This window comes from Pseudoduganella flava (assembly GCF_007830495.1).
In the GTDB taxonomy this organism is placed as follows: domain Bacteria; phylum Pseudomonadota; class Gammaproteobacteria; order Burkholderiales; family Burkholderiaceae_D; genus Rugamonas; species Rugamonas flava.
Genome location: NZ_VLKW01000002.1, coordinates 629,655 through 654,103, shown reverse-complemented (window position 1 = coordinate 654,103; position 24,449 = coordinate 629,655). Strand labels below are relative to the sequence as shown.

General features: G+C 68.0%; 19 protein-coding genes. 10 read left to right on the top strand and 9 right to left on the bottom strand.

Going from position 1 to position 24,449, the window contains the following annotated elements:
• Positions 1-137 precede the first annotated feature (137 nt).
• The 10 genes from IP92_RS07140 to udk all read left to right on the top strand — a co-directional run bounded on the left by IP92_RS07140 (position 138) and on the right by udk (position 11,744).
• Positions 138-2,549, top strand: coding sequence for a TonB-dependent receptor (locus tag IP92_RS07140; protein WP_145873831.1), 2,412 nt, complete (start codon positions 138-140; stop codon positions 2,547-2,549).
• A 26-nt stretch (positions 2,550-2,575) separates the two neighbouring features.
• Positions 2,576-3,613, top strand: a complete 1,038-nt coding sequence (locus IP92_RS07135; RefSeq protein ID WP_158206675.1) for a LacI family DNA-binding transcriptional regulator — start codon at positions 2,576-2,578, stop codon at positions 3,611-3,613.
• A 20-nt stretch (positions 3,614-3,633) separates the two neighbouring features.
• Positions 3,634-4,389, top strand: coding sequence for an SDR family NAD(P)-dependent oxidoreductase (locus IP92_RS07130; RefSeq protein ID WP_145873829.1), 756 nt, complete (start codon positions 3,634-3,636; stop codon positions 4,387-4,389).
• A 10-nt stretch (positions 4,390-4,399) separates the two neighbouring features.
• Positions 4,400-6,415 (top strand): DUF4962 domain-containing protein, encoded by a 2,016-nt coding sequence (locus tag IP92_RS07125; protein WP_145873828.1) that lies wholly within the window; start codon positions 4,400-4,402, stop codon positions 6,413-6,415.
• Entirely contained in the window at positions 6,402-7,355 is a 954-nt protein-coding gene (locus tag IP92_RS07120) for a sugar kinase (protein WP_371860890.1), read from the top strand. Before IP92_RS07125 ends, IP92_RS07120 begins: the two co-directional genes overlap by 14 nt.
• A gap of 42 nt (positions 7,356-7,397) precedes the next feature.
• Entirely contained in the window at positions 7,398-8,714 is a 1,317-nt protein-coding gene (locus IP92_RS07115; RefSeq protein ID WP_145873827.1) for an MFS transporter, read from the top strand.
• Positions 8,715-8,727: 13 nt separating this feature from the next.
• Positions 8,728-9,498: a GDSL-type esterase/lipase family protein gene (locus tag IP92_RS07110; protein ID WP_158206676.1), complete on the top strand. Its 771-nt coding sequence runs from the start codon at positions 8,728-8,730 to the stop codon at positions 9,496-9,498.
• Positions 9,495-10,262, top strand: coding sequence for a polysaccharide lyase family 7 protein (locus IP92_RS07105; protein WP_145873825.1), 768 nt, complete (start codon positions 9,495-9,497; stop codon positions 10,260-10,262). The genes IP92_RS07110 and IP92_RS07105 overlap by 4 nt, the downstream gene beginning before the upstream one ends.
• Positions 10,259-10,990, top strand: coding sequence for a ribonuclease activity regulator RraA (locus IP92_RS07100; RefSeq protein WP_145873824.1), 732 nt, complete (start codon positions 10,259-10,261; stop codon positions 10,988-10,990). Before IP92_RS07105 ends, IP92_RS07100 begins: the two co-directional genes overlap by 4 nt.
• A 106-nt stretch (positions 10,991-11,096) precedes the next feature.
• Positions 11,097-11,744 (top strand): uridine kinase, encoded by a 648-nt coding sequence (udk, locus tag IP92_RS07095; protein ID WP_145873823.1) that lies wholly within the window; start codon positions 11,097-11,099, stop codon positions 11,742-11,744.
• 90 nt (positions 11,745-11,834) lie between these two features.
• Here the strand turns inward: udk and IP92_RS07090 are convergent, their stop codons facing one another.
• The 9 genes from IP92_RS07090 to IP92_RS07050 all read right to left on the bottom strand — a co-directional run bounded on the left by IP92_RS07090 (position 11,835) and on the right by IP92_RS07050 (position 24,393).
• Positions 11,835-14,666 carry a TonB-dependent receptor gene (locus tag IP92_RS07090; protein WP_145873822.1) on the bottom strand — a complete coding sequence of 944 codons (2,832 nt, stop codon included), beginning with the start codon at positions 14,664-14,666 and terminating at the stop codon, positions 11,835-11,837.
• Positions 14,667-14,754: 88 nt separating this feature from the next.
• Positions 14,755-15,690 carry a carbohydrate kinase family protein gene (locus IP92_RS07085; protein ID WP_145873821.1) on the bottom strand — a complete coding sequence of 312 codons (936 nt, stop codon included), beginning with the start codon at positions 15,688-15,690 and terminating at the stop codon, positions 14,755-14,757.
• Complete coding sequence (locus tag IP92_RS07080; RefSeq protein ID WP_145873820.1) at positions 15,687-16,808, bottom strand: ABC transporter ATP-binding protein; 1,122 nt, start codon at positions 16,806-16,808, stop codon at positions 15,687-15,689. The genes IP92_RS07085 and IP92_RS07080 overlap by 4 nt, the downstream gene beginning before the upstream one ends.
• A gap of 1 nt (position 16,809) precedes the next feature.
• Positions 16,810-19,143 carry a GH32 C-terminal domain-containing protein gene (locus IP92_RS07075; RefSeq protein ID WP_145873819.1) on the bottom strand — a complete coding sequence of 778 codons (2,334 nt, stop codon included), beginning with the start codon at positions 19,141-19,143 and terminating at the stop codon, positions 16,810-16,812.
• Positions 19,144-19,188: 45 nt separating this feature from the next.
• Complete coding sequence (locus tag IP92_RS07070; RefSeq protein ID WP_145873818.1) at positions 19,189-20,160, bottom strand: family 43 glycosylhydrolase; 972 nt, start codon at positions 20,158-20,160, stop codon at positions 19,189-19,191.
• 15 nt (positions 20,161-20,175) lie between these two features.
• Complete coding sequence (locus tag IP92_RS07065) at positions 20,176-21,060, bottom strand: carbohydrate ABC transporter permease (RefSeq protein ID WP_145873817.1); 885 nt, start codon at positions 21,058-21,060, stop codon at positions 20,176-20,178.
• Positions 21,057-22,103 carry a carbohydrate ABC transporter permease gene (locus IP92_RS07060; RefSeq protein ID WP_145873816.1) on the bottom strand — a complete coding sequence of 349 codons (1,047 nt, stop codon included), beginning with the start codon at positions 22,101-22,103 and terminating at the stop codon, positions 21,057-21,059. Before IP92_RS07060 ends, IP92_RS07065 begins: the two co-directional genes overlap by 4 nt.
• Entirely contained in the window at positions 22,100-23,368 is a 1,269-nt protein-coding gene (locus IP92_RS07055) for a sugar ABC transporter substrate-binding protein (RefSeq protein ID WP_145873815.1), read from the bottom strand. Before IP92_RS07055 ends, IP92_RS07060 begins: the two co-directional genes overlap by 4 nt.
• Positions 23,365-24,393 (bottom strand): LacI family DNA-binding transcriptional regulator, encoded by a 1,029-nt coding sequence (locus IP92_RS07050; protein WP_145873814.1) that lies wholly within the window; start codon positions 24,391-24,393, stop codon positions 23,365-23,367. The genes IP92_RS07055 and IP92_RS07050 overlap by 4 nt, the downstream gene beginning before the upstream one ends.
• Between the last annotated feature and the right edge of the window lie 56 nt (positions 24,394-24,449).

Here is a 24,449-nt window from a genome sequence, read left to right as displayed (position 1 = left end):
GAGGCACTTTAGGCGTGCTTTTCATATTCTTTGTTTTCCCAAAGCCGGCTTGCCGGCGGCGGACTGTAACGATGCAGTAAAACGTTTTATAATCTAGCAGTCTGCTGTCGTCACAACACCAAATAACGGAGACAACAATGGCAGTCAAGCAGCACCACCGTGGCGCGCCGCCGCCGCTTACCCCGATCGCCGCCGCATTGGCCCTCCTGCAGCTCGCCGCGCCGGTACAGGCGCAGGAAGCCGCGCCGGCCGATGCGCCGAAGCTGGAGGCGGTCGTCGTGTCGGCCAACCGCCGTATCGAAAAGCTGGAAGACGTGCCGATGTCGATTTCCGTGCTGACCGAGGAAGCCCTCAACCGCAACAACGTGCGCGAGTTCGACGACATCGTCAACCTGTCGCCCGCGCTCACCATTTCCACCGGCACGCAGGTGGGCACCAACAGCATCAACATGCGCGGCATCGGCACGACGTCCAACAATATCGGCATCGAAGGCGACGTGGCGATCATCGTCGACGACATGCCGTACGCCCAGGCGCAGCAGGCGTTTCGCGACGTGTCCGACGTGGCGCGGGTGGAGGTGCTCAAAGGGCCGCAAAGCACGATGTTCGGCAAGAGCGCGATTGCCGGCGCGGTGGTGATCACGACGAAGCCGATCGGCGCCGGCCCGATGAAGGGCAAGCTGTCGCTGTTTCGCAGCAGCGACGACGAGTACCGCGTCGCCACGTCCGTCAGCGGCCGGCTGTCCGATACGGTCGGCGTGCGCCTGTTCGCCAGCAAGACCGATTTTCCCGGCCTGCTGCACAACCTGACGACCGACAGCATGCAGAACGGCTCGGGCGGCAAGACGTTCTTCGCGAAGGTGCAGTGGCAGATCACGCCCGACCTGGACGTGCAGATCTCGCCCCGCTACGACCACGCGCTCCGCACCGGGAACACGGCCGCCATCACGTCGATCGGCCCGGGCGTGGGCTACCTGTACAACAAGAACTACAAGGCGCTGTCGAACACGGAGGTGTTGCGGGGCATCGCCGTCACGCCGTTCAACACGACGATCCGCAACGATTCGCCGACCGGCCTGGATGCCACCGATCGGGGCATCGGCGTGCGCTTCAACTACCTGTTCCCGGACCGTTCGCCGCTGGCCGGCTATGCGCTGACGTCGATCACGTCCGTCGACAAGAACCGGTCGAACGACTTCCGCGACAACGACAACATCGACCTGATCTCGACCTTCTACCAGCTGGATCACTCGGGCAAGCCTTCGGGCATCGCCGAGCCGCCGATGATCAACGGCACGATGGACACCAAGCTGTCGACCCAGGAGCTGCGCCTGACGTCGCCGGACAGCGGCAACCTGCGCTACCTGGTGGGCCTGTGGCTGGCCCGCACCAGCATCGACCGCTGGTACCAGCGCGGTAATCCGTTCGTCAAGGAGACCAACTGGACCAACTACCACACCACGTCGGCCAGCCTGAATCGCGCCATCTACGCGAACGGCAGCTGGGACTTCCGGCCGCGGCACACGCTGTCGGCGGGCCTGCGCTTCACGCGGGAGACGAACGACTACATGTTCCACACGATCGACAGCCTGTCGTCGACGGCGCCGAACAATGTGCACACGGGCTCGCACCTCTACACGGCACCGCAGCACGACGAGAACTTCGTGACCGGCAAACTCGGTTACAGCTACAAGCTGACGCCGGACACGATGGTGTACGGCACCGCCTCCACGGGCAGCAAGGGCGTCGCGTACGACATGACCAGCGGCGCCAACAACGTCAACGTGTTCAAGCGCCTGCCGCTGGCGCCGGAGAAAGCGACCAGCTTCGAAGCGGGCCTGAAGGCCAACCTGTGGAACAACCGCGCCACGCTGAACGTCGCGGTGTTCAAGACCAGCTTCCGCGACTACCAGACGTCGGCCACGGAACGGTTCTCCGACGGCAGCCAGGCCAGTGTGCTGTACAGCATACCGAAGCTGCAGACGCAGGGCTTCGAGGCCGATGCGTCGGCGCTGCTGACGCGCGCGCTGCTGCTGACGGCGAACCTCTCGTTCACGCGCGCCACCGTCGTCGACTGGAAGCAGGGCCCATGCTACAGCGGCGCCAAGGACTGCAACGTGCCGAACGAACTGGTACCGGGCGCCTTCCTGCGCGACGCGAGCGGCGGCATGATGCCGAACGCGCCGAAATGGAAGATGAACCTGGGCGGCGAATACACGCTGCCCATCACGGCGATCCCGTACAAGCTGGCCGTCAACGGCAACGTGCGCGCGCAATCGAAGGTGCAGGGCGCGATCAGCCAGGACCCCAGCCTGATGCGCCCCGGCCATGGTATCGTCGATCTGGGCGCGTCGATCGCCGACCAGCGCGGCAAGTACAAGTTCTCGGTCGGCGTCAAGAGCCTGTTCGACCACCATTACGCGGTCGGCAATGTCGGCTCCTTCCTGAATTTCAAGCAGGTATCGGGACCCGACATCCGCTCGTACGGGTGGCAACCGGCACGCGACGCGTTCCGTTATTACACCGCCCGGCTGGACGTCAATTTCTGACCGGCCGGCCCATTACCAAGGACACCATGAGCGAACCCAAGATCCAGGATGTCGCGCGGCTGGCCGGCGTTTCACCGTCCAGCATCTCGAACTTCCTCAACAACCGCATGGGCCAGATGCGTCCCGATACGCAAGCCAAGATCCAGCAGGCGATCGAGCAGCTCGGCTACCGGCCGAACAACGCGGCGCGCCAGCTGAAGACTGGCGTGGCATCGATGGTCGGCTTGCTCGTGCCCTCGCTGGCGAACCAGTTCTTCGGCGCGCTGGCATGCGCCGTCGAAGCAGCCGCCACCCGCTACCAGTGCCACGTGATGACCTTCAGCACCTTCCGCGACCCGGACCGCGAGCGCGCCGTGATGGCCGACCTGCTGGCCTATGGCGTGAAGGGCATCATCACGGGTTCCGCGCTGAGCGACACGGAGCACCTCGCGGCCGTCACGTCGCGCTGCCCCGTGGTGGCCTTCGACATCAAGCGCAACGACGAGGCGCACGACCGCATCACGACGATCTCGATGGACAATGCGGCCGCCACCGCGCAGGCCGTGCAGCACCTCGTGACGCTGGGGCACCGTTCCATCGCGCTCGTCACGCCGCCGCCGTACACGCTGAACCGGCAGGAGCGCATCCGCGGGTTCCAGCAGGCCGTGGCCGCCGCCGGCATCACGGGCGAGCTGGTGATCGCCGACGCCACGGATGGCCCCAGCGATCCGCACGGCGACACCCGGCTGTTCGAGCTGGGGCGCAGCGCCGCGTCGCGTATCGTCACGTCTTCAGCGCGGCCCACGGCGGCCATCGCGATCAACGACATGATGGCCATCGGCATCGGCGTCGGGCTGAAGCAGCTGGGCCGGCGCATCCCCGCCGACATCTCGCTGGTCGGCATCGACGACATCTTCTTCTGCGCTGCCCACGACCCGCCGCTGACGACGCTCCGTCAGCCGATCCAGGCGATGGCCGACGCCGCCGTGAAATGCATTCTCGCGCCGGACGACAAGCCGGACGGCGCGCTGTTCGCGCCCGAGCTGATCGTCCGCTCGTCCACCGCGACACCCCCTCAACCGTGAATCACCTGATGGAGACAACCATGGAACTGCAAGGCAAACGCGCGCTCGTCACCGGCGGCGCATCCGGCATCGGCAAGGCCACGTCGCTGGCCCTGGCACAGGCAGGCGCGGACGTGGTGCTGACCTACTGGACCAGCGCCGCCGAAGCGGAGGAAACCGTCGAGCAGATCCGCGCGCTTGGCCGCCAGGCCCACGCGGTCCGTGCCGACCTGACCGGGCCGGAAGCGGCGGAACAGGTATTCGGCGAAGCGGAAGCGGCGATCGGCGCCATCGACGTCGTGTTTGCCAATATGGGTGGGCTGATCCAGCGCTGCCGCGTTGCCGACATGCCGGTCGCGCTGTGGAACGACGCCGTGAACCTGAACCTGACCAGCACGTTCCTCGTCTGCCGGGCGGCACTGCGCCGGATGGAGCCGCGCGGCAAGGGCACGATCGTCACGATGTCGTCGCTGGCCGCGTTCGACGGCGGCGGCCCCGGCTCGGCGCACTATGCCGCCAGCAAGGCGGCCGTGGCCACCTTCACGCGTGCGCTGGCCAAGGAAGTGGGCCCGGCCGGCATCCGCGTCAACGGCGTTGCGCCGGGCCTGATCGCCACCCGCTTCCACGACACGTTCAACACGCCGGCCAACCGCCAGGCCATCGCCGAGCGCACCCCGGCGCGCCGCGAAGGCCAGCCCGACGACGTGGCCAACGTCGTCGTCTTCCTCGCATCGGAGCGCGCCGCCTTCCTGGCCGGCGAGATCGTCCAGGTCAACGGCGGCCTGGGCCTGTACTGACGGAGTCCCCATGAACCGACCCATCACACGGCGCCGTTTCCTCGGCACCGCCGCCCTCTCCTTGCCTGCGCTGTTGCCGGGCCTGTCCGCGATGCCCGCGCTGGCCCAGGATGCGCGCGAGGCGCTCGGGCCGAAACAGGGCAAGCCGACGCGCGGGCCCCATCCGCTGGAAGCGCTGATGCACGAGCATCCCGCCGCATTGAAACAGGAGCTGCGCGGCGTGCACCCGCGCGTGTTCACGACGGCTGCCGGCCTGGCCGACCTGCGCCGCCGCGCCACCGGCAGCCATCGCGACGCGTGGCAAAAGGCCCTGGCAGGGCTGGTGGCGATGCGGCAGGAACCGGCCCCGCCGCCGGCCCAGGAACGGCGTGCGCAGAACACCGTGGCGATCGGCATCGCCGGTGCCGCCCTCGCCTACCGGATCGAAGGCGACGAACGTTATCTCGCCGCCGCGAAGCGCTACATGGATGCCGCGGTCAGCTATCCGGTGTGGGGCTACACGTACAGCAAACCGGACGTGGACCTGGCGGCCGGCCACCTGCTGTATGGCCTGGGCATGGGCTACGACCTGCTGTTCGACGTGCTGAGCGACGAAGAACGCAAGCGCTATCGCGACAAGCTGGTCCGCCAGGCGCGCCTGCTGGCGGCGCACTTCGCACCGAAGCCGGGCAAGACGTATTCGTACAGCCAGAACCACTGCTTCATCCCCATCGCCGGCCTCGCCGTGGCGGTGTATGCCGTGTGGGACGACGCTCCCGAGGCGGCGACGTGGGCCGCGCTTGCCCGCGCCATCTTCACGCGCGTGCTGCAGGTGGCAGCGCCGGACGGCTATTTCTACGAAGGCGTGGAGTACTGGGTGTTCTCGATGCCGTGGATCGTCCATGCGCTCGACGCGTTCGCGCACGCGGCCGGCGACGACATGTACAACCACCCGGCGCTGCGCAACGCGCACCTGTACATCGCCCATTCGCTGACGCCGAACGGGCAGGACATCTTCGACTTCGGCGACGCGTTCGAAGGCCCGCACACGCGCGCCCGGCACGGCCGCGACGCGGCGCGCACGCACCCGGGCGGCAAGCTGCATTCGAACTACAACCTGCTGTACCGGCTGGCCGCGGTCTCCCGCAACCAGCAAGCGCAGGGCGTGGCAGACTGGATGGCATCGCTCGGCCACACGTGCGCCGAGGATTTCTGGACCCTGCTGTGGCACGACGCGACCTTGCCAGCCAGCCCGATCACGGCGCTGCCGCCGTATCACCACTTCACCGACCTGGGCACCGTGTACTGGCGCAGCGGCTGGACGAAGGACGCCACCGCGTTCGCCTTCCGCGCCGGGCCGCCGGAGGGCCACCATGCAGCCACCTTGCTTGCCGCGCTGCCCGACTGGCACCTGTCGATGGGCCATTCGCATCCCGATGCCGGCAGCTTCATCCTGTATGCGCAGGGCACCTACCTGAGCGGGCCGATGGGTTATGCCGGCATCCCGCGCAGTAACCTCAGCAACACGCTGCTGGTCGACGGCCAGGGCCAGGCCAACGAAGGGCACGGCCACGACGCGTTCGCCGGCTACCCGTATGCGCGGCTCGACGCGATCCGCATGCCGCGCGTGGAGCTGACCGCCAATGGCGCCGAGATCGTCGCGGATCTCACGGGCGCCTACCGCCCCGAACTGGGCGTCGAGAAGCTGGAACGCACCTTCGTGCTGGCCGGCGGCACGTGGACGGTCACGGACCGGCTGCGCGCCACGCGGCCCGTGGTGCTGACCGCGCAGGTGCACGGCGACAGCGCCATCGCCGCGGCCGGCCCGCAGCGCTTCGTCGTTGCCGGCAAGCCGGCCGCGCTGGAAGTCGACATCGGCACCGCCGCCGCGAAGGCCGTCGTCGAACCGGGCGTGGTGACGGCCGCCGGGCCGCCGGGCAACGTCGACAAGGGTCCGCGCGAGGAGCGTGGCGTGGTGCTGCGCGTGTCGCTGCCGGCCGCCCGCGAGGCAACGCTGGTCACCCGGATGAGGCCTGTCCGTGGCTGAGCACCAGTTCGACGTCATCACCGCCGGCGAAGCGATGGCGCTGTTCATGGCGGCGGACGGCGCGCCGCTGCCGGCCGTGCGCAGCTTCGAACGGACCACGGCCGGCGCGGAGCTGAACGTGGCGGTCGGCCTGGCGCGCCTCGGCTTGCGCGTGGCGTACCTGTCCGCCGTCGGCGACGACAGCCTGGGCCGGCACCTGCTCGACTGCATGGATGCCGAGGGCATCGACCGCCGCCACGTGCGCACCGATCCATACCACCCGACGGGGTTCATGCTGAAGGCGCAGCCGCGCGACGGCGCCGATCCGGAAGTCGAATACTTTCGCCGCGGCTCGGCGGCCAGTTGCCTGTCGGCGGCCGACCTGCCGGACGGCGCCCTGCCCGCCCGCCTGCTGCACCTGACGGGCATCTTGCCGGCGCTGTCGCCGGGCTGCCGCGAACTGGCGCACGCGATGGCGACGCGGGCGCGCGCGGCGGGCAGCACGATCACGTTCGATCCCAACCTGCGGCCGCGGCTGTGGCGTTCGCAGGGCGAGATGATCGCCGAGCTGAACGAGCTGGCTTCGCGGGCGGACGTGGTGCTGCCCGGCCTGGCCGAGGGCGGCCTGCTGACGGGGCGCGCGGAACCTGCCGCCATCGCCGACTTCTACCTGTCGCGCGGCGTGCGCCTCGTCATCGTCAAGCTGGGCCCGGGCGGAGCGTATGTCGCGACGGCGGACGAACAGCGTACGGTGCCCGGCATGCCGGTGGCGCACGTGGTCGACACGGTGGGGGCCGGCGACGGCTTCGCGGCCGGCGTCATCAGCGCGCTGCTGGAAGGCCTGCCGCCTGCCGCCGCCGCACAGCGGGGCAATGCGGTCGGCGCCCGGGTCGTGCAATACCGCGGCGATTGCGAGGGGCTGCCCACGCGCGCCCAACTGGATGCGCTGCTGTCCATGTGACGCGGCGCCGCCCGCCAACACCAACAATACGGAGACATGGGCATGAAGACACGACAAGGACTGCGCTGGCTGGTCATGGCGCTGGTGGCGGCCGCCACGATCATCAACTACATCGACCGGTCGGCCCTCGCGGTCATGTGGCCGGGCATCGCCGACGAACTGGGGCTGGACAAGCGCGATTACGCCAACATCATCACGGTGTTCCTCGTGGGGTATGCGATCGGCCAGTCGCTGTTCGGCAAGATCTTCGACGCGCTCGGCACGCGCGTCGGCTTCCTGCTGTCGATCGCGCTGTGGTCCGTCTCGATCGGGCTGCACTTCGTGGCCCGCACCGCGCTGTCGTTCGCGCTGTTTCGCGCCCTGCTGGGCGTCGGCGAGGCGGGCAACTGGCCCGGCGCGACGAAGGCGATCGCCGAGTGGTTCCCCGTGCGCGAACGAGCGCTCGGCCAGGGCATCTTCGGCGCCGGTGCGTCGCTCGGTTCGATCGTCGCGCCGCCGCTGGTCGCCTTCCTGTACGCGTTCGTCGGCTGGAAGACGACGTTCATCCTGATCGGCGCGCTGGGCTTCATCTGGGTGGTGCCGTGGCTGATCGTCTACAAGTCCGGCCCCGGCGAGCACCCATGGGTCAGCGCCGAGGAGCGGGCCTACATCCTGGGCGGCCAGAGCCATGGTCAGGCCGGCACGCCGGCAGACGACTACGTGCCCACCACGACGCAGCTGCTCGGCCACCGGCAAAGCTGGGGCGTGATCGCGGCGCGCTTCTTCATCGATCCCGTGTGGTGGCTGTTCGTCGGCTGGCTGCCGCTGTACCTGAACGAGAAGTTCGGCTTCGACGTCAAGCAGATCGGCCTGTTCGGCTGGGTGCCGTACGTCGGCGCCGCCATCGGCGCGCTGGGCGGCGGCTGGCTGTGCGGCCGGCTGCTGCAGCGCGGCTGGACGGTCGACCGGGCACGCAAGACCGTCATCGCGCTGGGCCTCGTCGTGATGTTCCCGGCCCTGCTGCTGACGGCCGTGGTGGAGACGCCCCTTGCCGCGGTGCTGTCGATCGCCGTGATCCTGTTCGGCTTCCAGGCCGCAATCACGAACATCCAGACGCTGCCCAGCGACTTCTTTTCCGGCCGCACGGTGGGTTCGCTGGCCGGCATCAGCGGCACGGCCGCGGTGCTGGGCGTGATCGGCTGCATGCAGCTGGTACCGGTCCTGACGGCCGGCGGCAACTACACGCCGTTCTTCGTGCTGGGCGCGGCCCTCGTGCCGCTCGTGTTCCTCGCCATCTGGCTCGGCGGCCCCGTGGCACGGGTCCGTGCCCGCCACGCCACGGCGCCGCATGGGGCGGCGCCGGGCACCACCCTTCGATAAAGGAGACTTCCGCATGACCGCTAACGTATTACGCCGCCTGCTGTTGGCGCTGTTCGTGTTCTGCCTGGCGAGCAGCCAGGCATTCGCCCAGGCCACGCCGGCGCCGAGGCAGGACGCGTCGCAGCCGTTCCCGAAACAGGACGACGGCAAGTTCCTGAAAAAGCACGAGGCCAACCTGGCGCGTGCCCGCAGCGGGCCCGTCGGCCTGCTGTTCCTGGGCGACTCGATCACCGACAACTGGCGCAAGGCACCGCACATCTGGGACGCCTACTACGGCAAGTACCAGCCGGCCAACTTCGGCATCGGCGGCGACCGCACGCAACACGTCATCTGGCGCATCGAACACGGGGAACTGGACGGCATCGCGCCGAAGGTCACGGTGCTGATGCTGGGCACGAACAACAGCCTCGATTACAGCGCGGCGGAGATCGCGGCGGCCGACCGCAAGATCGTCGGCATGATCCGCGCGAAGCTGCCGCAGACGAAGGTCCTGCTGCTCGGCGTGTTCCCGCGCGGGCCGCGCGACCGCAACGGCGGGCCCGTCACCCCGGCGCTGGTCGCGGAGGCGGAAACCCGGCAGGCCACGATCGCCGCACTGAATGCCGAACTGGCCAGGCTCGACGACGGCAAGACCGTGCGCTACCTCGATATTTCCAAGGTCTTCCTGGGCCAGGACGGCAAGATCCCCTACCCCATCATGCCGGACCAGCTGCATCCCAATGCGGCCGGCTACCAGCTGTGGGCCGATGCGATGCAACCACTACTCGAGGAGATGATGAAATGACGACCATGTTCCGGCTGGCACCCCTGCTGCTGGCCTGCGCGACGCTGCAGGCGGCCGCCGCAACCGGCTATACATCCCAGGCGGACCTCGACAAGCTGTTCGACGTCGAAGGCAACTCACCCTATCCCGCGCCGTATGCGGGCACGCTGGAGTTCAGCGCGCTGGAATCGAAATACGATTCCGGGCACGGACACGGCTACCGCAACGAGATGAAGATCGCCAGCAAATTGCGCAAGCCCGCCGCGCAGACCCGCGAACACTTTTCGGCGCAGGTGACGCCGATCCTGCCCGATGGCGCGAAGTCGATCGTCGCCCAGTACCACGGCGAAGGCCTGGGCACCGTGCTGAAAGTGTATGTGCAGGATACCGCCGACTGCCTGGGCGCCGATGGCAAGAACAACAACGGCGTGTTCGATATCCTGCTGCGGTGGACCGGCACCAACGGCGTCGAAACGGGCATGCCGCTTGGGACCGTCCGCTCGGGCGGCACGTTCGGGCTCGATATCCGCTTCGAGGCCGGCGACGTCAGCATCGCGCTTACCGACGCGGACGGCGGCACGCGCACCGTGCGGCAGAAGGTCCAGTCGGACAGCAGCGACGTCTACTTCAAGTTCGGCGACTACCTGCAGGCGCTCGACCCGGCCACGGGCCAGCACACGACCGATCCGCTGAAGTGGGAAGAATATTATCGGCTGCACCACATCGACAGCAGCCGGATACGGTTCAGCAATACGGTCTTCCAGCGTGAGGGCACCTCCCAATGAGCGCCCGCACCACGACCGCCGTGGCACCGGCCACGCTGGACATCCTGAAGACCATCGCCACCTCGACCCTGACGACGTTGCTGTACAAGCGCGGCCTGCGCAACACGTTCCTGCAGGGCGCCCGGCCACTCAAGACCGGCCAGCGGATGGTGGGCCCGGCCTACACGCTGCGCTACATCCCGGCCCGCGAGGATCTCGACGGCCTGGACGTGTTCCGCGATCCGCGCCATCCACAACGCCTGGCCGTCGAGGAAATCCCGCCCGGCGCCGTGCTGGTGATGGATTGCCGGGGCGACGCGTCGGTCGCCTCCGCCGGCAGCATCCTGGCGACCCGCATGCAGGTGCGGGGCGTGGCCGGCATCGTCACCGACGGCGGCTTGCGCGACGCCAGCGGCATCGCCGCCCTCGATATTCCGGCGTGGTGCGCGGGTCCGTCCGCGCCGACGAACCTGATCCGCCACCACGCGCTGGACATCAATGCGCCCATCGGCTGCGGCGGCGTGCCCGTCTATCCGGGCGATATCATGGTCGGCGACGACGACGGCGTGGTGTGCATTCCCGCTCACCTGGCCGAGGAGATCGCGGCGGAGGCCGTGGACATGGAACGCTACGAGGAATTCGTGCTGGAACAGGTGCGCAACGGTGCGACGATCATCGGCCTGTACCCGCTGACCCGGCCGGAGAACCGGGTCCTGTTCGAGTCGTGGCTGGCGCGCCGCGCTACCTGAACCGTACTGCCGGGCAGGAACGCGGCAGGCGTGGCGGGATTGCCGCACACGGCAATATTCGGCGGCGGCCCTGTCGGTTCGGGCGCCGCTCCGGTATCATGCGGGGATGAATGAGATTTCTTACCTTCCGTTTGTCATCGGAGTAGCTGGCGGAAGCGGCAGTGGCAAGTCAACGGTAACCCAGCAGGTGCTGACGTCGTTCGGCACGGACATGGTCTCGGTGGTGATGCAGGACGATTACTACCGCGACCAGTCCGACCTTCCCCCCGAGGTGCGCCGCAAGCAGAACTACGACCATCCGCAGGCGTTCGACTGGCCGCTGCTCGTCCAGCACGTCCAGGCGCTGCGCAATGGCGAAACGATCGCGATGCCGGTCTACGATTTCACGATCGACAACCGCTCCGACCAGACGATCCTCGTCAAGCCCGCCCCCGTCATCGTGATCGAAGGCCTGTTCGCGCTGTACGACGCGGATCTGCGCGACATGATGTCGCTGAAGATCTTCGTCGACACTGCCGCCGACGTGCGCTTCATCCGCCGCATGCAGCGCGACATCGCCGAGCGTGGCCGCACGATGGACAGCATCGTCAACCAGTACCTGGAAACGGTGCGCCCGATGCACAAGCAGTTCATCGAGCCCACCAAGCGCGAGGCCGATGTCATCCTGCCGCACGGGGCCAATGATCCCGCGGTCGATGTCATCACGACCAAGGTGGCAAGCGTGATCGGGCAGTTGCGATTGCAACGGCCCTGAGCCCGCAGGTCATCCGGATCACACCCGCTCGCGCCGGCGGCGCACCCGGGCAACGCAGGTGCACTCCGCGTTGCCCGGTTTCCAACCTTGTCAGAACATATACGTCAGGCTGAACCGAATGGTCCGGCCGAACAGCGGCCGCGCCACGCCCCGGTTGCGCGTGCCGTCCGGCGACAGCAGGTCGTTGAACAGCGGGTCGCCTTCCGTGAACGATAACTGGTTCGTCAGGTTCGCCACGTGCAGGTGCGCGTTCAGGCGGTCCGTGATCTGGTACTGCGCCCCGGCATTGACGATGTGATACGCCGGGTACAGCGTCACGTTGTTGTCGCTCGCCTCCGAGAAGCGCGAGCCGTAATGCTGGTATTGCGCGTACACGCTGACGGGGATGTCGGTCAGCGGCTTCAGGTCGAAGGACGGCATGAAGTTGAACATCATTTTCGGCAGCCGGCGCGGGCGCCGGCCATCCTCGCTGATGCGCACGTAATGGTAGCCGGTGATCACGCCCTGCGGGTCCTTGTCCTCCTGCGTGATCGTGTAGTTGGCGCCCTTCACCTCCGGCCGCTGCACGACGATATTGCCTTTCAGTTCAAGCCCTTCGATCGCGTGCGGCCGCCAGGACAGCTCCACTTCCGCGCCGACGTTGCGGATGCCGCGCTTGTACAGCTGCGCCACGTCCGGGCACGAATTGATCTGCGTGACGCCGCCCACCGTCGAGCATTGCGCCGACTCGATGTCCTTGTAGATGTTGACGGCGCTGCGCGGCGAGAAGTTGTTGTAGAACGCCGCCACCGCCGCGCCGAACGGCCGCGTGAGGTAACGCAGGCCCACCTCGTACTGGCGGATGTGCTCCACCGCGCTGACGGACACCGTCTGGCCGTTGACGACGGTCGCCCCTGCCGTGGAGAGGTCGTTCAAGTCCTGCAGGCTGGGCAACCGGAACGAGTTCGACGCCAGGCCGTACACGGCAAACGCCTTGCTGAAGCTGTAGTTGGCGCCCAGCGACCAGCCGAAGCCGTGGTACGTCTCGCCGAGCCGGTGTGCTTCGCCGGGCAGGCTCACTTCGTTGTCGGCCGTCGTGTCGCCGGTCGAGCCGACCGTGATGCCCGCCGGCGTCAGGTCGGTGATGACGTCCCGATTGCGCCGCACCACGTCGGCCTTGACGTTCTGCCACCGCACGCCGCCATCGATCTTCAGCTTGCTGCCGAGCGTTTCCCAGTGGTCCAGCAGGTAGGCCGCGTTGCCGTTGGCCCGGATATCGCTGACGAATCCGCCCCAGCCGGGCAGGATCGCGCCGCCCTGCGTCAGGCTGGGCCCGACCTGGTTGCCCTGCGCATCGACGGCGACCAGGTCGACGAGGCGGGACTGGTTGGTGCCGTCCGTGACGAGCAGCGCCTGCTGGAAGTTCGGCGCATAGTGGTAACGGCTCTTGTAGGCGCCGAACGTCAGGTCGTGCCGGCCCTGCAGTTCGAATGACTTCTGCGCCTTCAGGTCCAGCGACGTGCTGGACGCATCGACGTCGGCGATGAACGGGATCAGGAAGTTCAGGTAGGCGTTGGCCGGCACCGCCCCGCCGCCGTCGCGATAGCGCGCCGCCACACCCGTGGCCTTCGCGTACTTGCCGATGAACTCTTCGCGGCTGATGTTCGCGTAGGCGCCGCACGCATTGGCGGACGGGATGTTGAAGAATCCGACCAGCTTCGCATTGGTCAGGTTGCACGCCAGCGCCGCGCCATGCGCGGGCGACACCACGTCGTTCTGGTAGCGGGCATTCAGGAAGCCGGTGGCCGACGCCGTGTCGTTGCCCGTGAAGACGCCGTTGAAGCCGTTGCTGCCCGTCGTGTGGCGCAAGCCGCTCGATACCTTCCAGCCGCCGCCCAGTTCACGCGAGCCGCTCAACGTCAGCATCCGGAAGTCGGGGTGGATGCCGTCCGCCTGGTCGATCGTCCGGCTGCCGTATTCGCCGATCATGTCGAAGCGGCGGTTGTACGGCGAAGCGGTGGTACCGTGCGCGAAGTCGATGCCCAGCGGCTGGATCGTATCCTGGTCGATCTTCGTGGGATTGGCCGGCGTGCCGCTTTGCGTGAAGCGTGGCACGGAGATCGGCAGGTTCTGGTAGAACGCCGTGCGGTCGTTGATCAGCAGCGCATCGAGGCGCAGCATGGTCTTGCGATCGTCGCTCGTGTAGACCAGGTTGCCGCGCACCTGGCCGCCGCGGTCGGCCGTGTAGCCGGTATCGCGGATGCCATTGCTGCGCCGGTAGAAGCCGCCGATCGCACCGGTCACATTCTTGCTCAGCGGGCCGGATACGAACGCATCCTGCCGGATGAAGCCATAGTCCGCGTATTTGATCTTGTAGCCGCCGGCCAGCGCGGCGCCGCCGGTGCGCGTGACGTGGTTGACGGTAGCGCCCAGGCCGTTCGAGTACAGGATGCCGCCCGGGCCGCCCTTGACCAGTTCCACGCTTTCGGTCATCAGGTCGTCGCGCACGAACACGTCGTTGTTCATGAACGGCGCTTCCGGCTCCTCGTAGGCCGGAAGGCCGTCGATCAGCTGGGGCGCGAAGCGATAGCCGCCCGTAACGGGCAAGCCGCGCACGGTGATGTTGTTGCTGGCTTCCCCCGCGCTGCTGCCCTCCGAATAAATGCCGGGGAAGTTCGCCAGCAGGTCGGCGGTGCTCATCGGCGCGAGCTTCTGGATCTCTTCGGAGCCCAGCGTGTTGATAGAGAACGTCGCGTTCTTTTTCGTCGTCGCCTGCGTCACGCCGGTGACGATGACGACGGCGGCCGGGTCTTGCGCCTCGCTGGCCGGCGGCGCGGCGTCGGGCGCGGGCTGCGCCTGCTGCTGGGCGAACACGAGCCCCGGCGCCAGCAGCAGTGCGAACGCCGCCGAGCGGGTGAAGTAGCGATGGATGGGATGGGTCATGCCATGTCTCCTTTTGTGATTATCGGCCAGCCCTGGCAAGGACCGGACGGGTGGTGGTGTCCAACGTTGTCATGATCGATACGACGAATTACAAGGTGGCCTCGACTTCGGCGAGACGCGGCAGGTCGGCGCCGCGGCGCGAACAGGTGATCGCGGCGGCACGGGAGGCGAACGTCAGCGCCGCGCGCAGCGTGCGCGCGTCCAGCGCATCGAGCGCCGCCCGCGTCAGCAGGCCGTGGCGGGACAGCCAGGACAGCAGCGCGGCCTGGAACGTGTCGCCGGCGCCCACGGTATCGACGACGTCCACCGGCGTTGCCGGCAGTTGCACGATGCCTAGCGCCGGCGTCCCCGCCAGCACGCCCTCGGCGCCGCACGTGACCACGGCCAGCGCGACACCCGCGCCCAGTGCGATCTCGATGAACTCGCGCGGCGCCGTGCCGGGATACAGCGCGGCGATGTCCTCGTCGCTGATCTTCAGCAGGTCCGTGCGCGGCAACATCCACGCCACGGCGCGTATCCAGGCGTTGCGGTCCGGTTCAATGGTCAGGCGTACGTTGGGGTCGAAAGCGATCAGGCTGCGCCCCTGCTGACGCGCTACGAGGGCGCGCAGCGCTGCGACAGGTTCCACCACCATGCAATACGAGCCGACGTGGATGGCCTGCGCATCCTCGGGCACCCGCGCCACATCGCCGGTGCCGACGTCACGTTCGGCCGTGCTGCCGCCATACAGCTGGTAGGTCGGCACGCCGCGTGCATCCAGGTCGACAGTGACGAGCGCCGTCGCGCCGGCGGGCCGCGGCGAGCAGCCGAGGTCGACGCCTTCGCGTTCCAGCGTGGCGGCCAGCTTGCGGCCGAACATGTCGGTCGACAGCCCGCCGAAAAACGCCGGCGGCACGCCCAGCCGCGCCAGCCCGATCGCCAGGTTGAACGGCGAGCCGCCCACCTTCGCGGACAACGCGTAGCCATTGCCGGTTTCATCGTCGGCAAACACATCGAACAACGCTTCACCACAGACCACGATCATGCGACCTCCGAGATGCCGGGCGTGCCGGCGGTTGATTGAATGGCGGCCGATCCGCCGGGCGCTTCGAGACGCAGGCCGTGCTCGTCGAACACGTGCACCCGGCCGGCCTGCGGTGCGATGGCCCAAGGTACGCCGGCCACCGGCGGCTCGCCCTGCACGACGGCCATCAGCGGCTTGTCCAGCCCTGCCACGGACAAGTGAACATACGAATCCGCGCCCAGCCGCTCGACCAGCAGCACCTGCCCGCGGATCGGCCCCTGCGCATCGGGCACGAGGTGCTCGGGCCGGATGCCGACCGTGACGTTCCCGCCACCAATCGCGGCATGCGTGCCGATGCGCGCATTGCCGATCACGAGCTGGCCATCAGTATCCAGCCGCCCCGGCACGAGGTTCATCTTCGGGCTGCCGATGAAGCCCGCGACGAATACATTTGCCGGGCGGTCGTACAGGTGCATCGGCGCGCCGATCTGCTGCACTCCGGCCGGGCCCAGCACGACGATGCGGTCGGCCAGCGTCATCGCCTCGACCTGGTCGTGCGTCACGTAGACCATCGTCGCGCCCAGCTGCTTGTGCAGGCGGGCGATCTCCACCCGCATGTCGGCCCGCAGCGCCGCATCGAGATTCGACAGCGGTTCGTCGAACAGGAACGCGCGCGGCTTGCGGACGATGGCCCGGCCGATCGCGACGCGCTGTCGCTGGCCGCCGGACAGCTGGGGCGGCCGGCGCTCCAGCAGGTGCTCCATCTGCAGCATGCGCGCCACTTCCTGCACCGCGCTCCGGATCTCGGCCTTCGGCACGCGCGCCAGGCGCAGGCTGAACGCGATGTTCTCGAACACCGTCATGTGCGCATACAGCGCGTAACTCTGGAACACCATCGACAGCCCGCGCTTGGCCGGCGGCGTTTCGTTGACACGCTCGCCGCCGATGTGGATCGCGCCCTCGCTGATTTCCTCCAGCCCCGCGATCATCCGCAGCAACGTCGACTTGCCGCAGCCGGACGGGCCGACCAGCACGACGAATTCCCCGTCCGCGATCGTGAAGTCCACGTTGCGCAGGATGTGCCGGGTTTCCTTGCCTGGGTAGGTCTTGCCGACGCCCTGCAATGCGATCGCCGCCATGTCAGTTCCTCCCCGCGCTGGGCTGCATCGGCCACACCTTCAGGCTGACGACACGGTCGCCCGGCAACGCAAGCAATCCCAATCCGAGCGCGTCGTCCCGGGACGGGTACACGCGGCTCGTCAGGCTTTTGCGTTCGTTCACGTACGCCTCGACCATCGAGCGGTCCAGGAACACACGCATGCGCAGCGGCTCCTTACCCAGGTCGAACGCGCCGCCCTGCACACCGTACGAACGGCCCGCCGTCGAGCGGGTGCGGTCGATTTCCAGCCGGTTGCGCGCGGTGTCCACGTACAGCGCCGTGTACTCGGCCTGGTCCTGCCCAACACGTACGCGCAGGCCCCGCTTGCCGGCCGCCGGCGCGGGCGCCAGTGCCAGTTCGATCTCGATGGCGTCGCCACGCAGCGCGCCCAGTGCCTTGGCCGCATCGGCCACGCTGGCATCGCGCAGGTCCAGCAGCGGCTTGCCGCGCAAAGTGGCCAGTTCGGCGATCGGCGCGAGGCGCAGGTCGCCATCGGCGCCCAACGTCAGCGTGATCGGCAGGCCGCCGTTGTGGGCCCAACCGGCATCGCGCTCGTCTTCCAGGGAGCGCTCGCCCTGCGCGATCGAGAACACGATCGTGCGGCCCGTGCGGGGATCGACGAAGCCGCTCGGGCCGGAGAAATGGCCCTGCCCTACGTCGAACACGCGCGGCGCCGGGCTGTCCGGCTGGAAGCGCGCACTGGCCGCATCGAACGTGCCGATCCAGTAATACGCCTGTCCACCCACGTCGTTCAGGAAGACGTGCCGCTCGCGGCCATCGCTGCCCCGGCCGACCGGCAGCAGCACGGGCAGCTCCCACGTCTTGATCATCTCCGGAAACGCGGCGGCATCGATCGAGAACAGCGGTCCGCGCGGCGTCCAGTGCGTCAGGTCCGTCGACTCGTACACGAGTGCCGTGCCGCTGCCGCCGGGAAGGCCGGACCCGACGAGCTGGAACCAGCGTGCGCTGCGCTTGTCCCGGAACACGAACGGGTCGCGGAACTCGCCGAAGCGGCCCTGCCCCTGCTGCTGCAGCGTGACCGGCACCGGGTGCTTCTTCCAGCACGCCAGATCGGGATCGCGCGGATCGCACGGCACCGCCATGCCGGTGCGCTGGTTCGGTTTCGCAGCATCGTTCCCGGCCGTGAAGAACAGCACCGGGTTGCCGTCCGGCACGTAAGCCGCGCTGCCGGACCAGATGCCGTCCGGCGCCAGGCCGTCGTCTTCCGGCGCCAGCGCGATCGGCAGCTCGCGCCAGTGCACCATGTCCTTGCTGACCCAGTGGCCCCAGTGGATCTGGTGCCAGAACGGGCCGAACGGATTCTTCTGGAAGAACAGGTGATATTGCCCCGCGAAGTAGAACGGCGCGTGCGGCTCGTTCATCCATCCGGCATCGGGCATCACGTGATAGCTCGGCCGGTGGCGGTCGCCCGCGAACGTCGCCGCGGGGATGCTGAAGTCGGCGTGCGTCAGTATGGGCACCTTGCCGCTGCGGGCCGCCAGGTCGGCGGTCATCCGCTCCGCAACCGCGTGGGCATCGAGCGGCGCGGCGTCGATGCGCACTTCATCCATCAGGCCGAGGAAGGTGTTCATGCGGAACACGCCGCGTACCGTGGCCGGTTGCGAATAGCGGCCCAACGTCAGCGCACGGGCAGGCAGTGCGAACGCCGCATCGGCGGGGGCGGCAACGTCGCCGACCTGCTCGCCGTTCAGGAACAGCGCCACGCGCCGGCGCGCCGGATCGTAGCTGGCCGCCACGTGCGACCAGGCGTCGCGCGGCAGCTTGCGTTCGGTGACGCGCGCTTCCAGCACCGTGGCGCCGAAGCCCAGCCGGATGCCCCAGGTGCCGAAGCGGTACGCGCCGAACGCAAAGCCCTGCTTCGACTCCGGGTCGTACTGGCTGACGAAGGCCGACGGGTTGCCGCCGTCGCCCCATTCGAACGCATGGGGCGCCACCCAGGCGCTGACCGTGAACCCGGCCGACAGCTGCGCCGTCGTCAGCGCCGGCGCCTGCACGTCGGTCGAGTAACCGTCGAACAGCAGGCAGCCGCCGCGGATGCAGCAGGCGGCCGGCCGCCACAACGGCGACGACGCGGGCTTGAAGCGGGCCGCGTTGAACACATAGTCGACCTTATCGCTGCGTCCGGACACGCTCTCCGTGGCCGTGCTTCCCTGCCCTTCGTCGAAGCCCCAGTGCGCCAGTGGCGGTCCGCTCTGCGACGCGAGCGCCGGCAGGCATGCGAGCGCGCCTGCTGCCAGCAGGGCCCGCAAGCCGCGGCGCCGGATGCCGCGTGGTTGTAAATCGTCGATGTACACCTGTCTCCTCCTGCTCGTCTCAGCGGATGTCTAACGTTGTCATTTTTAAGCCAAAGAAGGCGCGAGCGCGTACAGCCCGTCCTGCAGCACCAATGGCAGCGGGTCGCTAATCGCGCCGACGAACTGGCCGTCCGCGCCCGCGTCGAGGAACGCCATCAGGCAGTCATTGCCCGTGACGGGATCGCGCAGGATCTTGCCGGCGTAGCGGCGGCAAGGATTATCGCCATCGAGGAAGCAGGGAGCGACAGTCCATGGGCCCAGCGGATTGTCGGCCACCAGGTAATGCGTGCCGGAGACGCCGCCGTCGTGCTGCGTGCGCATCGCTTCCGACCAGTGCGCGGCGACATTGCAGAACACGCAGTACCAGCGGCCGTCGCGCTCGAACACTTGCGGTACTTCCAGCTGGCCATAGTGGCCGCCGTCATACACGGGCGCCGTCGCTTCCCAGTGCACCAGGTCCGTCGACACGGCATGGCCGATCACGCCCCGTTCATACAGCGGTCCGTCGTTGCGGCGCGCCGTGAAGAACATGTGGTACTGGCCATCGATTTTTTCCGGCAGCACCCACGGGTCGCGCAAGGCCCGGTCGTGCCAGCGCCCTTCCTCGTGCTCCTCGTAATAGCGCGTGTCGAGGTCCAGCGCCAGGCCGTTACCGACGCGCTGCCACGGGCCGTCGACGCTGTCCGCCACCGCGTGACCGATACGCTGGCGCAGGCCGTTCTCGGCGCGGCAAGTGCCCGTGTAGAACAGGTGGTAGCGGCCTTCGGCGCGGATCACGGAACCGGTCCACGTCGTGTAGTCGTCCCATGCCGGTCCTGCGCTGGGGCCGAAGACGGTGCCGCGCGGCGTCCAGTTGCGCAGGTCCGTCGACACGGCGTGGCCGATCGAGACGTTCCAGTGGCGCAGGTCGGGATTGCCGATCGCGCGGTCCGCCTGCAGGAAGAACAGGTGCTGCTGGCCAGCTTCCTCGAAATGCCAGAAATCCCAGATGTATTTGTCGTGCAGTGTAAGTGCCATGTGTCGTCCAAAAAGTCAGCCCTTGATGCCGGTTCCCGCCACCGATGCGACGAACTGCCGCTGGAAGACGAGGAAGACGGCCAGTACGGGCAAAGTGATCACCGTTGCGTAGGCCATGATCTGGCCCCACGAATTGGTGCGTCCGAAAAATTGCTGGATGCCGGGTTGCACGGGGCGGAACGCTTCGCCCTGGATTACCATGATCGGCCACAGGTACTGGTTCCACGCCGAGATGAACAGCACGATGGCGGCGGTGGCGATGACCGGGCCGCTGTTGGGCATGATGATGCGGGCGTACAGCGTCCACGGCCCGGCGCCGTCCATCTTCGCCGCCTCGTCCAGCTCCAGCGGAATATCGCGGAAGAACTGGTAGAACAGGAAGACGCAGAATGCGTTGGCGAGGAATGGGATCACCTGCACGTGCAGGCTGTTGAACCAGCCCGTGTGCAGCACGAGGTGACCATGTTCGATGGCCGGCCACGGCAGGCGCGCGACGAGCGACAGCAGTGGAATGGCGATGACTTCGAACGGCACGATGACCATCGCCACCACCAGCGCCAGCACCAGCTCGCGGCCGCGCCAGCGCATGCGCGCGATCGCGAACGCCAGCATGCTGTTGACGAGGATGCCCCCGCCGACGACGAGCGCCGCGATCACCGTGGAATTGAGCAGGAACGCGGGCAGGTCGCTTTTCTGGAACACCTGCCGGTAGTTCTCCATCGACCACGCGGCCGACGGCAGGTAGGCGGACCAGCTGCCCAGGTTTGCGAAGATCGCGTCGTCATCCTTGAAGGACGACACAGCCATGAACAGCAGCGGCGCAACGAACACGATGCCGAGCGCCGCCATCGCCACTAGCAGCGCGACCGCGCGCCAGCCCTTCACCGAGCGATCCGTCATTTGCCCTCTCCTTTCTTCACAAGCACGCGCTGCAGCACCGAGAGCCCCAGCACGATGCCGAAGAACACCAGCGTGATCGTCGAGCCATAGCCGACGTCCTGTTGCCGGAAGCCGCTGCGCACGGCGTGGTACACGACCGTCGACGTGGAATCGAGCGGCCCGCCGGACGTCATCACATCCACCTGCGTGAACAGGCCGAACGCCAGCAAGGTGGTGGACACGAGCACGAAGATGATCGTGTTGCGCAGGCCCGGCAAGGTCACGTGCACGAAGCGCTGCCACGCATTCGCGCCCATCAGCGTGGCCGCCTCGTACAGCTCCGGCGAGATCGATTGCAGCCCGGCGAGGAACACCAGCATCTGGAAGCCGGCGCCCTGCCATGCCGACATCAGCGCGATCGCCGGCAGCGCGTAATGGCTGTCGCCCAGCCAGTCCGGCCCCGCGTCCGGGTCGTGCAGCAGGCCGCGCAGCAGCTCGTTGAGCATGCCGCGGTCCGTGTTCAGCATGAACGCCCAGACGATCGACGCCACCACCATCGACGTGACGACGGGCGCGAAATACACGGTACGGAAAAACACCCGGCCGCGAATCTTCTGGTTGACGAGGATCGCCAGGCCCAGCGCCACGCCGCATTGCAGCGGCAGCACCAGCGCCGCGAACAGGAACGTGTTGATCAGCGAACGATAGAACAGCGGATCGGTGGCGGCCAGCACGATGCGTCGCTCGCCCGCCTCGATCTGGAACGCGACGCGGTAGCCGGCCAGCGCCGGCCGCTGCTCGCGCACCTGGCGCCACGTGGGATAGCGCATACCGGCGGCGTCGCGGACAGGCTCGATGACGGCGACCTGGGCGGACAGCAGCCGCCGGTAGTTGTCGAGCCCTATGTAGCGGGTCGGCTCCGGCGACATCAGCCGGTGGTTGGTGAAGGTAGCGCCGGCCGCCAGCAGCAGGGGCAGCGCCACGAACATCAGGAACAGCAGCAGCGCCGGCGCCGCGAACGTGCCTACGGCGATGGGGTGGTCGACGTCGAACCGCTTGCTCATTTCACGCTCCCGGTGGCGCGTTCGGCAAAGCCATAGCCGTTGTTGCGCGCGATATCGTGCTCCACCGCTTCGACAGCTTCGTCCAGCGCCTCGGCGGCCTCCTTGCCGCTGCGGATGTCGGCCAGCGCCTTCTCGAACGCCGCCGACAGTGCCGGATAGCCCGGCGTTGCCGGCCGCGGCACCGCGTAGCGCGATGCGAACTCGAAGAACACGCGCCAGTCGCCGCCGGGGCGGTAATGTTCGGTCAGCGCCGCGCCCTCCGTCGTGACGGGAACCAGCCCTGTCGCGCGCGACGCCGCGGCGATCTCCCCGGTTGAAATCAGGTGTGCGAGGAACGCGGCCGCGCCCTCGGGTTGCTTGCAGCTGCGGGTGATGCCCCACTGCCAGGAAGCGGCGCCGATCTTCGGGCCTTGGCCGAAATCGGGCGGCGGCATCACGACGAGATCGCTGCCGAAGCGCTGGCTGTATTCGCGCGCCTTCCACGACCCCGTGTAGTGGAACAGCACGCGGCCCTGTTCGAATGCCTTGTCGTCCGCCGGGATGCGCTCGACCAGCCGGTCCGCGAACAGCTGGCCGTAGTAGCGGCCGACACGGAGCGCCGGCTCGCTGTTGAGGATACCGTCGAGGCGCCGATAGCCGGCGCGGTCGATCAGGTCGGTGCCGGCGCTTTGCAGCCACGGCGAGAACGCATAGCTGTACCACTCGCCCTTGAAGCGGCCGTTGACGTCCAGCGGGAAGCGATAGCGGCCGCTCTTCTTGGCCTTCGCCAGCACGTCGTGGAATTCCGCGGCGGTGTACGGCTGCGCCATCGTCGCGATGCGGATGCCCAGCTGGTCGAGCATCGAGCGGCGCGAGAACAGCGCGAGCACCACGTCGAACTGGCCGACGCTGTACAGGTGGCCGTTGTACATGCCGCGCCCGCCCTCCAGCAGCCGGCCCGTCGCTTCCTTCGGCAGCAACGCGTCGAGCGGCCGGATATGGCCGGCCCACGCGAAGTTCGGCACCGTCGGCTGGTCCATCGCGATGATGCACGGCAGCTGCCCCACCAGCGACGCGGCCGTGATCGACTCCGTGTACGAGCCTTGCGGGATCGCTTCGACGACCACTTTCCACTGCTGCTGCGCGCGATTGAACCGTTCGACGGCCGCGCGGCCCGCCGCCATCTCCGCGTCGCCCGTGTCGTGGCGCCACAGCCGGATCTCGACGGGCGCGGCCAGCACCGGCACCGCGCAGGCGGCCAGCACCGCCACCATGAGCCGCCTCATCGTTTCCCCCGTCCGGCAGGCGGCGCCGCTACCGTACCGCGCAGCACCGGCACGCACGGCACGCGAATGGTGCCGGCACCCTCTTCCGCCGGCGCCAGCGCATGGCGGCCGGACAGCTCGCCGATCTCGCGATACGGCAGCGCGACCGTCGTCAGGCCTGGGTCCAGCGCTTCGGAAATGAGGCGGAAATCGTCGTAGCCAACGACGGAGACATCGGCCGGCACGCGCATGCCGCGGCGCTGCAGGATGAAGATGACGCGCATCGCCATCTTGTCGTTACCGCACAGGATCGCGGTCGGCCGCTCGGGACCGGCGAACAGGCGATCGACCGCTTCTTCAAGATGCGCGAACTCGTCCGCCTCGCCCGCCACCGCGCCGTGCAGCAGCCACGCGGGATTGACGGCAACGCCGCGTTCACGCAACGCCCGCTCGAAGCCGTGCAAACGCAAGGTCGTCGCGACCATGCCGGGGATCAGCTGCAGGAACGCGATGTGGCGATGGCCGGCGTCGAGCACGATGCGTGCGGCGGCATGGCCGCCCCCTTCGTCGTCCGGCACCACCTGCGTGTAGCGCGCCTGGGCCTCGAAGCAGTTGGCCAGCGCGACGGGCGTGTTGCCGAGCATCGGCTCCAGGGTCACCTGGCGGTGGAACGGCGTCGCGAACAGGATCGCTTCGACGCGGCGCTCGCGCATGTCCGCGACGAGGCGGTCGGCCACGGCCGCGTGCCCGCCCGTCTCGCCGATCAGCAGCACCTTGCCCAGCTCTTCGCACACGAGCTGGATGCCCTTGATGATCTCGGTTGAATCGGGGGTGGTCGTCAACTGTTCGGCGATCACGGCGACAAGCCCCGTGGGCTTGCCCCGTAACATCCGCGCCGCCGCCGATGGCGCGAAATCGAGCGCGCGCATGGCCTGCTCGATGCGCACCCGGGTTTTTTCCGATACCTCGGTCGCGCCGTTCAGTACCCGCGAAACCGTCTTGATCGACACGCCGGCCTTCTCAGCCACGTCGTGAATCGTTGCCACGCTGTCTCCTCTGCACAGGACCAGAATCGCGCTGTTCCGCGAAAATGTCCAACGTT

Excerpts from the sequence above, each read along its gene's own strand:
- IP92_RS07105 (WP_145873825.1), top strand. The coding sequence starts at position 9,495 with ATGACGACCATGTTCCGGCTGGCACCCCTGCTGCTGGCCTGCGCGACG.
- IP92_RS07110 (WP_158206676.1), top strand. The coding sequence starts at position 8,728 with ATGACCGCTAACGTATTACGCCGCCTGCTGTTGGCGCTGTTCGTGTTC.
- IP92_RS07090 (WP_145873822.1), bottom strand. The coding sequence starts at position 14,666 with ATGACCCATCCCATCCATCGCTACTTCACCCGCTCGGCGGCGTTCGCA.
- IP92_RS07085 (WP_145873821.1), bottom strand. The coding sequence starts at position 15,690 with ATGATCGTGGTCTGTGGTGAAGCGTTGTTCGATGTGTTTGCCGACGAT.
- IP92_RS07140 (WP_145873831.1), top strand. The coding sequence starts at position 138 with ATGGCAGTCAAGCAGCACCACCGTGGCGCGCCGCCGCCGCTTACCCCG.
- IP92_RS07115 (WP_145873827.1), top strand. The coding sequence starts at position 7,398 with ATGAAGACACGACAAGGACTGCGCTGGCTGGTCATGGCGCTGGTGGCG.
- IP92_RS07080 (WP_145873820.1), bottom strand. The coding sequence starts at position 16,808 with ATGGCGGCGATCGCATTGCAGGGCGTCGGCAAGACCTACCCAGGCAAG.
- IP92_RS07055 (WP_145873815.1), bottom strand. The coding sequence starts at position 23,368 with ATGAGGCGGCTCATGGTGGCGGTGCTGGCCGCCTGCGCGGTGCCGGTG.
- IP92_RS07070 (WP_145873818.1), bottom strand. The coding sequence starts at position 20,160 with ATGGCACTTACACTGCACGACAAATACATCTGGGATTTCTGGCATTTC.
- IP92_RS07125 (WP_145873828.1), top strand. The coding sequence starts at position 4,400 with ATGAACCGACCCATCACACGGCGCCGTTTCCTCGGCACCGCCGCCCTC.
- udk (WP_145873823.1), top strand. The coding sequence starts at position 11,097 with ATGAATGAGATTTCTTACCTTCCGTTTGTCATCGGAGTAGCTGGCGGA.
- IP92_RS07060 (WP_145873816.1), bottom strand. The coding sequence starts at position 22,103 with ATGAGCAAGCGGTTCGACGTCGACCACCCCATCGCCGTAGGCACGTTC.
- IP92_RS07130 (WP_145873829.1), top strand. The coding sequence starts at position 3,634 with ATGGAACTGCAAGGCAAACGCGCGCTCGTCACCGGCGGCGCATCCGGC.
- IP92_RS07135 (WP_158206675.1), top strand. The coding sequence starts at position 2,576 with ATGAGCGAACCCAAGATCCAGGATGTCGCGCGGCTGGCCGGCGTTTCA.
- IP92_RS07065 (WP_145873817.1), bottom strand. The coding sequence starts at position 21,060 with ATGACGGATCGCTCGGTGAAGGGCTGGCGCGCGGTCGCGCTGCTAGTG.
- IP92_RS07100 (WP_145873824.1), top strand. The coding sequence starts at position 10,259 with ATGAGCGCCCGCACCACGACCGCCGTGGCACCGGCCACGCTGGACATC.